Origin of the sequence: Echinicola soli (assembly GCF_006575665.1) — a bacterium.
In the GTDB taxonomy this organism is placed as follows: Bacteria; Bacteroidota; Bacteroidia; order Cytophagales; family Cyclobacteriaceae; genus Echinicola; species Echinicola soli.
The window spans coordinates 767479-780314 of sequence record NZ_CP041253.1 but is presented as its reverse complement, the minus strand read 5'-3'; the positions used below and the strand labels follow the sequence as shown (position 1 = coordinate 780314).

The window sequence follows — 12836 nt, the reverse complement described above, 5'->3', positions numbered from 1 at the left end:
AAATTATTTAGGACAGCATTGATTGAATTATATTTAATTACATATAATTTAGTGTGTTTGTTCAATATTATATCCAAATACATATAATGAAGCCATTAGCAGAGTTTGTGAAAGAACGGAGAAAAAAAGTTAACCTAACTCAGGAAGAATTTGCGGAACGTGCAGGAATCGCACTAACTGTGGTACGCAAAATCGAACAGGGCAAAACAAATCTGAATATGGATAAGGTTAACTTAGTTCTTCAGATGTTTGGGCATGAACTAGCACCTGTCAACAGTAAAGATCTAAACAATCTGAAATAATAACCATATAAAGTCATGCGATTATATCTTTTTCTGTTGTTTTTTATTTTTTCACGGGTTTCCGTTTGCCAGCAGGTAGACAGGGACATTTTTGATTCAACGCTAGGTGAAGAAAAAGCATATGCTTACTCTGTGCTTGAAGGATCTTTTGAGAAATTTTTGAAATCAAATTATGCAAATAGACACAGTTTATCAGAAAGGATTAAAGGGTTTTTGAAAGATATTCAAAAACAAAATATTAACTGGACATTTGATGACAGTTTGAGCTATTCAACACTTTTACAAATAGAAAAATCAGGATTAAGGAAAGATATTTTGCTTTATGAAAGTGAAGCTTATCATGAGCGGTTCCCTTTTGAAAAATATATAGAAGAGTACGAATCAAGTGAGGAAATTAGCAATTCCGGTGAAATTGATGAGAATTTTGAAGAAATTATTGAGATTCCATTAACAAGTGAAGGGAATGAAAAAGGGGTTATAAAAGATGAACTGGAATTTCAACAATTAAAAGATAAGTTTCCGAAGCCAAATAGAAACGGTTTGTTTTATTATGCCTTAGCAAAGGCTCAAACAAATAATGATGATATTATAGCGTATGTTTCATTAATTACCGAGTTTGAAGAAAGTCCTAGTCCGTCTTTACTTGCTTTTGCATTTTTATCGGGTTTCTCCGATGATGAGCTTGTGGGTTGGGAAAATAAGCTTATACTGATTATAGAAATTTATCTAAAAAGCATAATACAAAATGATATTATGAAAAACAGAGAGTAACCGTTATTGACCGAGATAAAGTGCAACATAAGTGTATTTAAAAATGAATATTGAAAACATCCTGAACGAAGTCGGAGCGGTCTATTCTCCGCTATCCGCTGAATGCCGACGGGAATTTATGGCCAGTTTGAAAATTCGCACCTTCAAGAAAGGAGAGGTGGTCGTACGTGAAGGTCAATATTCCAAAAGTGGTTACCTGATCGTAAAAGGATGCTCAAGGGCCTATTATCTAAAAAACGGCAAGGACATATCTGACTGGTTTACCTTTGAAAATCAATTTATGGCCTCCGTGGTCAGCTTTTTTAGCGACAAGCCAAGCCCCCATTATGTGGAATTTGTCGAAGATTCCACCGTGTTGGAGTTTTCAAAAGACATCGTGGACGGCCTTTCTGAAAAGCACCATGATTTTGAACGGTTGATCAGAAAAGTGGTCACCGAGACGATGCTGGGACTGTGTGAGCGATTGGATACCATTCAGTTTAGCAGAGCTGAAGAAAGATATCGCCAACTTTTAGAAATTCATCCTGACATTACCAATAGAATTCCCCTTACCCATATTGCTTCATACCTGGGAATTACCTTGGAGACCCTGAGCAGAATACGGAGTCCTAAAGTCCGAATTTGATCTAGATCAAATGATGGTACTTCCATTAAAACGACTTTTGAAAAAAAAGAAGCGAAATGGAAAGAAACAACGTACTACTTACATCGTTTTGGGGAAAATGGTTTTATCCCACCTGGCTGGGCTACGAAACAAGCATCCGCTTTTATGACTATGGACAATCGGTATACGGTTATCTTTTAGCACAACAGGATCAAATCGTCACTTATGTCGGAGCCTTTGGCGCTGAAGCCATGGCTCTGTTTTTTGGTGTCGCTACGTTTGCTATTTGCTCGGTTTTCTTAACCGTGCCAGCGTGCTTTATTCTATATAAGTTCTTCGAGTCACCAAGCTTGACAAGCACCCTGTTGGAAGGGAAATTGAAAACTATTTTTTAAATCCTATGAGAAAAATACTGATCATCAACGGCCATCCGGATAGGAAAAGTTATAATTTTGGATTGTCAGAAGCCTATAAGACAGGTGCTGAAAAATCAGGTGCCGACGTAAAGGAAATTCATATCAGGGATTTGGATTTCAACCCTAACTTGCAATTTGGCTATCGAAAGCGAACCGAGCTTGAACCAGACTTATTGGATGCGCAAGAGAAGCTGAAATGGGCCGAACACCTGGTGTGGGTTTATCCAGTTTGGTGGGGTTCTGTGCCTGCTATGATGAAAGGCTTCTTGGATCGTGTCTTGCTGCCGGGTTTTGCCTTTAAGAAAAGGAAGGATTCCTTGTGGTGGGAAAGATGCTTTATAGGCAAAACAGCAAGGATAATTTGCACCTTGGATCAACCGGCTTGGTATTATCGATTGATTTATGGAAGTCCAAGCCATAATGCCATGAAAAAGGGGACATTGAACTTTATAGGGGTAAAAAAGGTAAGGATCACCTGTATTGGCCCGATAAGGCTATCAAAGGATACGTTTAGGGAAAGGTGGTTGGAGAAGGTTGAAAAGCTGGGACAAAAGCATATATAAAATTTAGCTATCGTTTGAGGAAAATAATAGCGCATGAATTGGCCACGTACAAGTTTCGAAGGGTAAGCTCCAATTTTATAGAAGGGTTTTGGTGGCTATTTTGTCAAACTGGTGGCTGGAATGTTTTGATACATCACCTGGCTGGATTGCATCCTCCTCTATTTCAAAGGAGGAGGATGCTGTATGTTACTCGCAGAGATTTATTGTACAGTGTTCCGCTGGGAACAACTAAAACCCTCCAACCTCCAACTACTTAATCTTTTTGGCCACGGCTTCGGCCATCAGCTGGTTGCCTTCTTTGTTTGGGTGGACGCCGTCGGCAAATAGGTCCCCGTGTTTTTTCAGTGGTTTGTAGAGGTTGATCATTTTGGAGTTGGTGGCTTTGGCGATTTCCTTTAGCATGGGGCGCATTTCATCGACCATCACACTTTCAGTGATGCCAAAATTATCTTTGAATACCGGCACGGGAATGCAGACATATACTTCACCATCATCCGGCATAGTTTCCCTGAAGACATTGATCATGTCAATATAATTCTGGACAAACTCATCTTTATACTTCCAGTTTTGGGGCTTGGAATCGTTGGTGCCCAGCTTGATGACCAAGATGTCAGCACCAAAGTCCTGGACTTCTTGAAACTGCGGCTCGTTCCAGAAAGGGTAATCACCGTTTTTGAGGAGGGTACGTCCGCTGACCCCGAAGTTTTTGACCAGGTAATCATCACCCAGTACGTTTTGCATCAGCAGTGGCCAGCTATCGGGGTGGTCTCTGCCAGGTCCTTGGGTAATGCTATTGCCAACGCAGGCTACCTTAATTGGTGATTGGGCTGTGGCGCTAAAGAAAATACTCGTGAGCAATAGGAGGCTCAGAAGGAATTTTTTCATTCTAGTGGTTTTTTGGTGTTAATTTAAAATCAATGGTGTTAAATATAGGGAATCATTCGAAAACTATTACTTGAGTTGTATATTTATGTTTGTGAAGACACAGGGACTCAAGAAATATTACAATTATTTTCAGTGGCTTTCACTGGATGTGGTGCTAGGGGCTTGTGCGGGGCTTTATTTTTTCCAACACTTGCTGGAGCTTAGTTTTACACCTGTGGTATATCTGCTGATGGCGCTGGCCGTATGGGGAATTTATACCTTTGACCATCTGATGGATGCACGCAATATCCAAGGGAAAGCCAGCTCAGCTAGGCACTTGTTTCATCAAGTGAACTTCAATACCCTGTTGATTTGGTTAGTCTTGGTGGTGGTTACCGCGGTGATTTTGGCCTTTGACTTTATCAAATTTTCGCATTTAATGTCCTTTGGGATGCTATTGGGAACGGTGATCATTGGAAATATCGTCTTCATGAAATTCTTTGGAAAGAAAGTATCCATCCTGAAAGAGATTACCACAGCAGCCCTGTACACCGCTGGAATTACCCTCGTGCCAATGATCCGCTTTACCAACGATGGCGTGCCAAGGGTGTTTTGGTATTTTGCCTTTGGGTATTTTTTGATGGCCTGGTTTAACCTGCTTCTGCTGGCCTATATGGATTATGACAGCGATAGCAGGGATGAGATGGGCTCCATCGTCAGCGTTTTGGGAATTTCCATGACCCATAGCCTTTTGACAGGATTGATGTGGGTGGAACTGGTGTATTTGATGGGGATGTTTTTTGTATTAGGTTCCTTTTACTATATCTATCTGGTCATTTTGGTGATTATGTTTTTGATCCATATAAGTGCGTTTCTACAAGCCAAACGCAGCAAAGAAGCCGTCCGACGTCAGATCGATGCAGCCTATTTACTTCCTTTTGTGCTTTTTTTGGTGGCTTAATATAATGTTACAATGTTTGAAAGTTTGAGGTTTCAACGCTTAACTCGGTTTGGGCTTTATTGAAAATTGAATCCAGGGTATATGCATTAGTCCTTTGTTACGGCCTGAAACGGCTTCATAATCCTCCGTTCGCTTTAGCTTAACTGATTTTCCCAAGCTTTTAATTTTTACTGGACGATGGACTGTTGCCCGTCGGCAGCCCACTACACAAATGCACTGTGCCCTGTGATGGCACGGCCGACGATGAGGGAGTTGATTTCCTTGGTGCCTTCATAGGAGTAGATGGCCTCTGCATCGGCCACAAAGCGGGCGATGTCGTATTCCAGGAGTATGCCATTGCCGCCAAACAGCTCACGTGAGTGGTCCACAATGGTACGCATGCGCAGGGTGCAGAAAACTTTTGCTAGGGAAGCATGTTCGTCTTTTAGTTCTCCGGCATCTTGCATTTTGGACAGGCGGTAGACCATGGTCTGCATGGCGGTAAGATCTCCCAGCATGGTGACCAGTAAGTCCTGGACCAGCTGGAAACTAGCAATAGGCCGACCAAATTGCTTTCGCTCATTGGTATAGCGAAGTGCGGCCTCGTAAGCACCTCGTCCGCAGCCCACAGCTTGCCAAGCCACCCCAGCACGGGTAAGTCTGAGTATTTCGGAAGTGTCTTTAAATGAATTGGCATTTTGGAGGCGGTCACTTTCCGGAACGCGGCAGTCTTTCATGGTGATCAAGGCATTTTGGACCGTTCGCAGTGCCATTTTATTTTCAATTTTCTCTGGATGAAAGCCTGGGTTGTCTTTGCGGACGATGAACCCCTTGACCTGATGGTCGTCCAAATCCCTTGCCCAGATCACGGTAATATCAGAGAAGGTGGCATTGCCGATCCACTTTTTCTGGCCATTGATGACCCATTCGTCTCCTTCTCGTTTGCAGGTGGTTGTCAGGCCTCCAGCCACACCTGAGCCTACTTTGGGCTCCGTCAATCCAAAGGCACCGATAACGTCCATTTTTTGCATTTTAGGGAGCCATTCCTGCTTTTGTTCTTCCGAACCACAGACGTAGATCGAGCCCATGGCCAGACCGGATTGTACGCCAAAGAAGGTGGAAATAGACGTGTCTACCCGGGCCATTTCCATGGCAAGAAAACCTTCCAGCAGTGCGGAGTGTCCCGGACAGCCATAACCTTTGTAGGTCAAGCCAGCAATGCCCAATTCGGCCATCTTTGGAATGATATGCATGGGGAAATGCCCCTTGTTCCAGTATTCATTGGCGATGGGACGTACTTCTTTTTCCATAAAATCGCGGACTTTGGCCACGATTTCCTGTTCGTGCGGTGCCAACGTTTTTTCCAATTCATAAAAATCTCCGTTCACCGGTGGAAGCTCCCTTTTTTTGCCACCTCCTTTCATCATTTTCATCATCTTGGCCAGGTCTGATTCACTCATTTGTGAGACGATTCCCACCATTTCATTGAGGTCGACCTTCTGGGATAGTTGGTTGAGTTTGGCAAAATCTATGTTTTTGATCAGTGATTTGATATTGGAAAAGGACTGCAGTAAATTTTTCATACGGTATTTGGGTTAAAAGTGAATAGGATCGGATGTTACATCCACTATCGTACCAATAATACTAACAATAAAAGAGTTGTCCACGGATTACAATGATTTTCACGAATTAATTCTTGAATTTCTTTGGATTATGGTCCAGAATTGTAACCAATTAATTTCAGGGGAAAGATAAGTGAAGCCATTTTTTTGGCCTAGAAGGACAAACTAGCTTTTAACCTTAAAACCTTCCAACTTTCCCTCCCTTAGTCTTAACTTTAAGCATGAAAAAGAACCTGTACGACAAGGTGGTGTTTTTTTATGATCGGTTGGCGATGACTGTGTTGGGAACGGCACATAAAGAAAGTAAATACGCTTTTTTAGACAGGGTGAGCGAAGGGGATCAGGTATTATGCATAGGTGGAGGCACTGGAGAAAATCTTCCGGTGCTAGCTAATAAGGTAGGTAGGCTAGGGAAAGTTTACTTCGTAGAAGCTTCACAAAAAATGATGGGGAGCGCCAAAAGCCAACTCACTGCAGACCTGCTTGACCGTGTGGTCTTTCTACATCAAACAGATTTTAGTGTGTTGCCGAACCAACTATTTGATTGGATAATCACCCAATATCTGCTGGATATTCTGTCTGATAAGGAGATTGATAGCTTGTTTTTGGCGATCAAACAGAGGGAAAAGCCATCGGCCCACTGGATTTTGGTAGATTTTTTTGATCAGCCCGCTAAGCGGTGGCTTCAGTGGATAATGATCCGATTTTTTAGGTTAACTACTGGGAATCCTCGAAATGATCTGCCAAAGTATCACCAATTTTTCGAAAAACATGGATGGAAGCTCAGGGAGGAAGAAAATTTCAAGGGAGGCTGGATAAAGGCAGCTTGTTTTAAAAAGGTTTAGGACATCGGTCCCGTCTAGGGGGCCAATTTTAATGGTTCTATATGATTTACTATGGGCAAACTGAGCCCTAGCAGGATATGGAGATCGAAGCATCGCGTGGACGGATGAATTTGGGTGCCCATGCTCCTGATGCGGTCGATAATGATATATGTTTTCCTTGCCCATGGTCAGTACCTACGGCACTGTTAGGATGCTGTATCCAATTTCTGTTACCAAGCTAATGCTCCTAACGGAGCATCCCTGCTGACACTTCTGTCGGCTAAAATAGTGAGAAGGGAGTCTTGACCAATGCCACTGGGCATTTAAGCCTGGTAGAATCAGGTTGCCTTGAGAGGGCTTTGTGCCGTAGGAACAAAACTATTTCCCTGATCTATCCGCACAAGTGGGACAGTCCCGTGAATAATTTACGCACAGTATTCCACATAGAGCCATTTTAATATCAGGTGCCAAAACTATCCTGATAAAAACCAGGGGCAAGTATTGCTGATTTTATTAATACTTTTAACGTTTTTTCAGGTTAGATAGATCCGGGATATTTTGTAACTTGCAACATACTAAACTTTTACATGATGAATATTAAATGTGCTGTAATCACTAGTGTGCTATTTGTAGTTGGTGGGAATTTGTATGCCCAGGAAGAATTGGACTTTGATAAACCTGCTTTCGATCGTTTTAGTCTAAATGTAAAGCCACTTAATACTGATAGTCTGAGGGCGGCCATTGAAGATATGGGCTTCGGTAGTACAGCTTATGCTGCAAAACACTTTAACCTGCAAGACCATGTGGATGTTATTGACCATAATTTTCCGATCTATCAGCTTCCCGCGGATAAGGATTATAAGCTAAAAAGGAAAGAGTTGCCGGAAGATTATCCTGCCAAGATGCCTATAGTAAAGTTCAAGAAACCGGAAGAAGTACTAGAGATCATTCCGCAGAAAGAATAAGGTTAGTGACGATCATATCATAGAATGAGCCACTGTACGGGCCAAACCAATTCATGTCCCTGGCCTCAAAATAGGTGCGGTCATAATATTGATCTGGGACGATATAACCCATGTAGCCGCCATTGAAAGAGGTGATGATGAGGTTTAGGTCTTTTTGGCTGGCAAATTCTTCCCATTTTTTGTAAAACATCCCGGAGATTTCTCCACTTGAAGAGATCATTAAGGTATTTCCTATCTGTACCATATCAAAATGCGCATTGGTATCCCCGAAGAGGCCATTGAATACCCATGGGCGGAGGCGGATATTGTCGGAGATCCGATAGGTAGCATCTGGGAGCTGCGGCGTGAGTGTGCCCAGACGAAGGATGCTACGTTTGACAGTATCTCGGAAAATAGCGGGCTGTTCCATCAGGCTGTCCAGTTGCTGGGCATAGACTTTGATATCCTCAAGGGCTCTTCCAGGTGCCAAAGGCTGGTGGCTGCCTACAGTTCCTGCGGCAAACATCGAAAACGAATAATCATTCAGCATATCCTGTGTCAGGTAGTACGGATAATCCCCCGAAAGTCCCATAAAATTGCTATTGAGGCAGGTGGCATGGGCCGTGTAGGTGAAGAAGGTGCCCTTGGTGCCATCATTTTTGGTGAAGACCAGCTGGCGGATAAATGGATCAATGGGGCCATCAGGGATAAATCGATTTGCCACGAACTGTGGGGCGCTGTATTTTTGGTAAGCGATCGAAACGGAATCCTGCGTCGAAAGTGCATTTTTTACCGCTTGGGCAGATTTTTCTGCCAACATATTGACCACTTTTTTGTCATATCCCCCAAATGCGATTTTACCCATGATGCCTGGCATATATCCTCCCATTCCGCTGTGTGTGTGGGTGCCCGTAAAGTACACCAAATCGACAGGTATATTAGCCTTGCGGATGGCAGCTTCCACAGCTTTGGCCAGAGCGGGATGTACAATTAGTAGTTCATAGTTTAGAAAGGCTACTTGTTGGTTACCGCTTCCCACGACCAGGGCTTTGACAAAACTACTGTCCTGGACAAATTCGTAAGCACCTCGAGGCTTATAGCCCACTAGATCTATAGGCTCTTGGGGGGTGACATTGACCTGCGCCCATCCGGCCATCCATGCATTGCCAGAAGACTTGGTTGGTTGCAGGTTTTGGATAGCCTTTAACGAGCTTTTGTAGTAATCTTGATCCTTTGGCTCAGCCCAATTTACCGTAGTGAGCAGTGTTACTGCCAACAAAAGTAAAAGGCCCGTTATCCAGGCCAGTATTTTAAGGAGTTTTCGCATGTTAATGAAGATCAATACTCAAATGTACCATGTTCGCTTTTGATGGTGACTTTTTTGCCATCATAAGGCTCCACGCGACCGATGATCTGGGCATCCACCCCGTGGAATTCCGCGATATCAATGATTTCTTCGGCATATTTTTCTTCTAAATAGACCTCCATACGGTGCCCCATGTTGAAGACCTTGTACATTTCTTTCCAGTCCGTGGCACTTTCTTCTTGGATGATCTTGAACAATGGTGGCGTTTCGAAAAGGTTATCCTTGACCACGTGGACATTGTCTACGAAGTGAAGGACTTTGGTCTGGGCTCCACCGCTGCAGTGTACCAGGCCGTGGATTTGTGGCTGGAGGTATTTGAGGGCCTCTACCATGATAGGGGCATAGGTCCGTGTAGGGGAAAGCACTAGCTTGCCCATATTCACGGGAGTTTCTGGTGCAGGATCGGTCAGGTTATACTTTCCTGTATAAACCAAATCGTCCGGTACGGATGGGTCAAAACTTTCAGGATACTTGGTTTTCAGGACTTTGTTAAAGACATCATGACGGGCAGAGGTAAGACCATTGCTGCCCATGCCCCCGTTATAGCTATCTTCGTATTTGGCCTGGCCATGGGATGCCAGTCCGACGATGACATCTCCTGGTTTGATATGATCATTGGAGATCACTTCGTCCCTACGCATACGACAGGTGACAGTGCTGTCCACGATGACTGTCCTTACCAAGTCGCCTACGTCGGCTGTTTCACCTCCCGTGAGGACGATGTTGACGCCATTGTCGCGAAGCATTTGGAGGACTTCTTCGGTGCCGTTGATGATAGCCGAAATCACTTCCCCCGGGATAAGGTTTTTGTTCCTTCCGATCGTGGAGGATACCAGGATGTTGTTGACCGCGCCCACACAAAGCAGGTCATCGGTATTCATGATGATGGCATCTTGGGCAATACCCTTCCAGACACTCAGGTCACCGGTTTCTTTCCAGTAAAGATATGCCAAAGAGGATTTTGTTCCCGCGCCATCCGCATGCATGACATTGCAATAGGCAGGGTCATTGCCGAGGGTGTCTTCCACGATTTTGCAAAAAGCTTTTGGGTACAGCCCTTTGTCTAAATTCGATATGGCATTATGTACGTCCTCTTTTGAGGCGGATACGCCCCGTTGCATGTATCTTTCGTCCATCTGAATAACGACTTGGTTAATGTTGTCGTAAAGTTAAGGATTTTGGCAAGGATTGGGAAAATATATGTTTGAAAGTATCACTGATAGAAAAAAGTCAAGTATGAAGTAGCTAGGTTAGAGAAAAAAGTAGTAAGACATGAGTATTGAGACATGAGCTTCATGTTACTCCCCGCTGCGGCCGGGGAGGTTAGGTGGGGTAGATCGGAAAAAAGAGCAAAGTAAAAATTCAGATAGCAGAAATATAAGGTTGAGTCGGGAGACTCAGTCTTTGTGCTCCCGCGTCAGAGACGGCGGGACAACGCTACGAAGTGGTTGTACTGGGGCTCTGCCCTGATACTAAGAAACATTGAGTCCCTGCCGGGGCAAAGCCTCCGTCATACCCTATAAAGTGTAAAAGAATGGAGGATATTTAGAGGGAATGGAGACAGTTGATACTAGCCCATGAGGTTTGTCTGGTGAAGGCCACTGGGAAGTTTTTATAGTACCGAAGTACCCTTAAAACCTTCCAACATTTTAACCTTTCGACCCTTTTATTCCTCAATGTCGATAACTTTAAATTCGGTACGTCGGTTGCGCTGGTGTTCCTCTTCTGTTTGGGCATTTTCGATCACCGGCTGCTCTTCACCATAGCCTTTGGCCACTAGGCGTGATTTGTCGATCCCTTGGGAAATGATGTAGTCCACGGCAGACTGTGCCCTGCGTTGGGAAAGGTCCCTATTGTATTCGTCACTGGCACGGCTGTCGGTATGAGAGCTGAGTTCAATGCTGATTTCAGGATTGTCCTGAAGTATTTTGACCAGTTTGTCCAGTTCTATGGCAGCGTCTGGACGGATGTCAGCTTTGTCCAGGTCGTAGTAGATGTTTTCCAGTACGATGGCCTTTTCCAGTTCCAGCTTATCCAGTACAATAGTCGTGTCAAGGGTGACATTGGTGACATCTTGGATCAGGTCTTCTTGAGCTGGCGTTTTGCCGAGAGTACTGTAGGGGACGCTTTTAGTGAAATATCCGTTTTTGGATGCGATCAATGTGAAATCGGCATTAGGCTCCAGTCTAAATCTTAGTCGGCCTTGTTCATTGGAGAAGTCTCCACCTACCGTTTGTTTGGTACTGTCATAAAGGGCTACCCTGGCACTTGGAAGCACTGTTTCGCCTTCAGTAGTTTTTTGCAGGGTTTTTACATTAAGGAAAACATTGACCACTTTCGGCTTGGGTGTATTGTCCTGAAAATAGTAAATGTCGTCATCACCCACTCCTCCTTCTCGATTGGAGGTGAGGAATCCCTCCTTGGGGAAATTGGTGAAGAATATACCAAAGTCATCACTGATGGAATTGATGTTTTTGCCAAGGTTAGTGATAGTGGTCTTTCCTTCTTTGGCCTCGGCCACAAAAAGATCTAGCTTGCCAAACCCAGGATGTCCATCAGAAGCAAAATACAGTTGCTCTCCCACCGGACGGGGAAACATCTCATTACCCGGTGTGTTGATTTCTGCGCCTAGGTTTTGTGGGTTGCCAAAGTCTCCATTGGCCAGTTTGGTGGCTTTATAGAGGTCAATTCCACCATAACCGCCAGGTCTATTCGAAGCGAAATAAAGGACCTCTCCATCCACACTGAAAGCAGGAGTGGAGTTCCAGTATGTTTCATCTTCATTTACGGGCATCCAGACCGGGTCCGTAAAACCCGATCCCCTGAAATAGCTGATGAATAAGTTGACTTCAGGAAGGTCTTTTTTGCTCAGGCTATTCCCACGAGCGTAGATGATGGTGTTGCCGTCAGGACTGATGGCGATAGCCCCTTGGTTGAGGTTTTCCTCATTTCGGAATTCTGGCAGAGCCTGAATGTTTTGGACATCCACTTTTACCCCGTTGGCCCTTGCACGATAGAGTTTGGTATAGCCCTGGCCGGTGGCTGGATATACGCCACTGGCACGCCTGGAACTGGTGAAATACAGAAAATCTTCGCTGACCACAGGGGCGTAATCTATTCCCGAAGTGTTGAGCAATTCATAATTTTGGAGTTCATGGTAAGGCCAATAATCGGTGATGGATTCGATCTTGGACATGTTTTCTTCTCCCAAATCGGCGAGTGCAATCAGGGAATCACTGGTGGTATGTTCTTTGGCCTGCCGGTAAGCTTCTGTGGCTGCTTCATATTCTCCTTGATCACGCAGACTTTTTGCTTTCTTCATGTAATTCTCAAATGACCCTTCTTCCTCCAGCAGTTTGTCATAATAGGGAAGTGCGTCTTCGATACGGTTGGACAGTCGATAGCTTTCAGCGACGTAATAGTTTGCGTCACTGTTATCCGGATTGTCAGCGAGTACCTTTGAAAAAGTACCAATGGCCATTTGGTATTCGCCAGCCGCAAACTGTTTTTCACCTTTTTGCTGAAGACTGGTACACCCTACCAAAAAAAGGAAGATAAAAAGAGAACTCAGAAAACAATTTTTCATCATAAAGTCAGGCTGTCATCAATATGTGTATCCT

Annotated in this window: 13 protein-coding genes; 8 read left to right on the top strand and 5 right to left on the bottom strand. The window is 44.1% G+C overall.

The genetic code is table 11. The annotated features are described in order from the left end of the window. Window positions 1–86: 86 nt before the first annotated feature. From FKX85_RS03345 to FKX85_RS03325, 5 genes are read left to right on the top strand one after another with little or no spacing between them, the layout of a single operon-like run. A complete protein-coding gene (locus FKX85_RS03345; protein ID WP_141613383.1) occupies window positions 87–302 on the top strand; it encodes a helix-turn-helix domain-containing protein in 216 nt (71 codons plus the stop codon). Window positions 303–317: 15 nt separating this feature from the next. Next, on the top strand, window positions 318–1073 hold the full coding sequence (locus FKX85_RS03340; RefSeq protein WP_141613382.1) for a hypothetical protein: 756 nt from the start codon (window positions 318–320) through the stop codon (window positions 1071–1073). Window positions 1074–1116: 43 nt separating this feature from the next. After that, the gene (locus FKX85_RS03335; RefSeq protein WP_141613381.1) at window positions 1117–1698 is read left to right on the top strand and encodes a Crp/Fnr family transcriptional regulator; all 582 of its coding nucleotides are present in this window, start codon (window positions 1117–1119) and stop codon (window positions 1696–1698) included. A 56-nt stretch (window positions 1699–1754) separates the two neighbouring features. Beyond that, window positions 1755–2072: a hypothetical protein gene (locus tag FKX85_RS03330; protein WP_141613380.1), complete on the top strand. Its 318-nt coding sequence runs from the start codon at window positions 1755–1757 to the stop codon at window positions 2070–2072. A gap of 5 nt (window positions 2073–2077) precedes the next feature. Then, window positions 2078–2656 carry an NAD(P)H-dependent oxidoreductase gene (locus FKX85_RS03325; protein WP_141613379.1) on the top strand — a complete coding sequence of 193 codons (579 nt, stop codon included), beginning with the start codon at window positions 2078–2080 and terminating at the stop codon, window positions 2654–2656. Between the two features lie 249 nt (window positions 2657–2905). Here the strand turns inward: FKX85_RS03325 and FKX85_RS03320 are convergent, their stop codons facing one another. Continuing rightward, complete coding sequence (locus FKX85_RS03320; RefSeq protein ID WP_141613378.1) at window positions 2906–3541, bottom strand: GDSL-type esterase/lipase family protein; 636 nt, start codon at window positions 3539–3541, stop codon at window positions 2906–2908. Between the two features lie 85 nt (window positions 3542–3626). Between FKX85_RS03320 and FKX85_RS03315 the strand changes: the two genes are divergently transcribed. Further along, a complete protein-coding gene (locus FKX85_RS03315; protein ID WP_141613377.1) occupies window positions 3627–4481 on the top strand; it encodes a hypothetical protein in 855 nt (284 codons plus the stop codon). A gap of 203 nt (window positions 4482–4684) precedes the next feature. Here FKX85_RS03315 and FKX85_RS03310 read toward each other — a convergent pair whose 3' ends face one another. Then, the gene (locus tag FKX85_RS03310; RefSeq protein WP_141613376.1) at window positions 4685–6043 is read right to left on the bottom strand and encodes an acyl-CoA dehydrogenase family protein; all 1359 of its coding nucleotides are present in this window, start codon (window positions 6041–6043) and stop codon (window positions 4685–4687) included. A 260-nt stretch (window positions 6044–6303) separates the two neighbouring features. On the opposite strand from FKX85_RS03310, the gene FKX85_RS03305 reads away from it, so the two are divergent. Both FKX85_RS03305 and FKX85_RS03300 read left to right on the top strand, forming a co-directional pair. Beyond that, window positions 6304–6927, top strand: a complete 624-nt coding sequence (locus FKX85_RS03305) for a class I SAM-dependent methyltransferase (RefSeq protein ID WP_141613375.1) — start codon at window positions 6304–6306, stop codon at window positions 6925–6927. Window positions 6928–7493: 566 nt separating this feature from the next. Then, window positions 7494–7871 (top strand): hypothetical protein, encoded by a 378-nt coding sequence (locus FKX85_RS03300; RefSeq protein WP_141613374.1) that lies wholly within the window; start codon window positions 7494–7496, stop codon window positions 7869–7871. Here the strand turns inward: FKX85_RS03300 and FKX85_RS03295 are convergent. The 3 genes from FKX85_RS03295 to FKX85_RS03285 form a co-directional block, all read right to left on the bottom strand. Continuing rightward, a complete protein-coding gene (locus FKX85_RS03295; RefSeq protein ID WP_141613373.1) occupies window positions 7852–9177 on the bottom strand; it encodes a neutral/alkaline non-lysosomal ceramidase N-terminal domain-containing protein in 1326 nt (441 codons plus the stop codon). The two genes, FKX85_RS03300 and FKX85_RS03295, sit on opposite strands and share 20 nt — an antisense overlap. A gap of 11 nt (window positions 9178–9188) precedes the next feature. After that, complete coding sequence (locus FKX85_RS03290; protein WP_141613372.1) at window positions 9189–10352, bottom strand: AIR synthase related protein; 1164 nt, start codon at window positions 10350–10352, stop codon at window positions 9189–9191. 530 nt (window positions 10353–10882) lie between these two features. Further along, on the bottom strand, window positions 10883–12805 hold the full coding sequence (locus FKX85_RS03285; RefSeq protein WP_210416902.1) for an OmpA family protein: 1923 nt from the start codon (window positions 12803–12805) through the stop codon (window positions 10883–10885). Window positions 12806–12836: the final 31 nt, after the last annotated feature.

Coding starts and splice junctions, on each gene's coding strand:
- FKX85_RS03345 (WP_141613383.1), top strand. CDS start 87: ATGAAGCCATTAGCAGAGTTTGTGAAAGAACGGAGAAAAAAAGTTAAC.
- FKX85_RS03340 (WP_141613382.1), top strand. CDS start 318: ATGCGATTATATCTTTTTCTGTTGTTTTTTATTTTTTCACGGGTTTCC.
- FKX85_RS03335 (WP_141613381.1), top strand. CDS start 1,117: ATGAATATTGAAAACATCCTGAACGAAGTCGGAGCGGTCTATTCTCCG.
- FKX85_RS03330 (WP_141613380.1), top strand. CDS start 1,755: ATGGAAAGAAACAACGTACTACTTACATCGTTTTGGGGAAAATGGTTT.
- FKX85_RS03325 (WP_141613379.1), top strand. CDS start 2,078: ATGAGAAAAATACTGATCATCAACGGCCATCCGGATAGGAAAAGTTAT.
- FKX85_RS03320 (WP_141613378.1), bottom strand. CDS start 3,541: ATGAAAAAATTCCTTCTGAGCCTCCTATTGCTCACGAGTATTTTCTTT.
- FKX85_RS03315 (WP_141613377.1), top strand. CDS start 3,627: ATGTTTGTGAAGACACAGGGACTCAAGAAATATTACAATTATTTTCAG.
- FKX85_RS03310 (WP_141613376.1), bottom strand. CDS start 6,043: ATGAAAAATTTACTGCAGTCCTTTTCCAATATCAAATCACTGATCAAA.
- FKX85_RS03305 (WP_141613375.1), top strand. CDS start 6,304: ATGAAAAAGAACCTGTACGACAAGGTGGTGTTTTTTTATGATCGGTTG.
- FKX85_RS03300 (WP_141613374.1), top strand. CDS start 7,494: ATGATGAATATTAAATGTGCTGTAATCACTAGTGTGCTATTTGTAGTT.
- FKX85_RS03295 (WP_141613373.1), bottom strand. CDS start 9,177: ATGCGAAAACTCCTTAAAATACTGGCCTGGATAACGGGCCTTTTACTT.
- FKX85_RS03290 (WP_141613372.1), bottom strand. CDS start 10,352: ATGGACGAAAGATACATGCAACGGGGCGTATCCGCCTCAAAAGAGGAC.
- FKX85_RS03285 (WP_210416902.1), bottom strand. CDS start 12,805: ATGATGAAAAATTGTTTTCTGAGTTCTCTTTTTATCTTCCTTTTTTTG.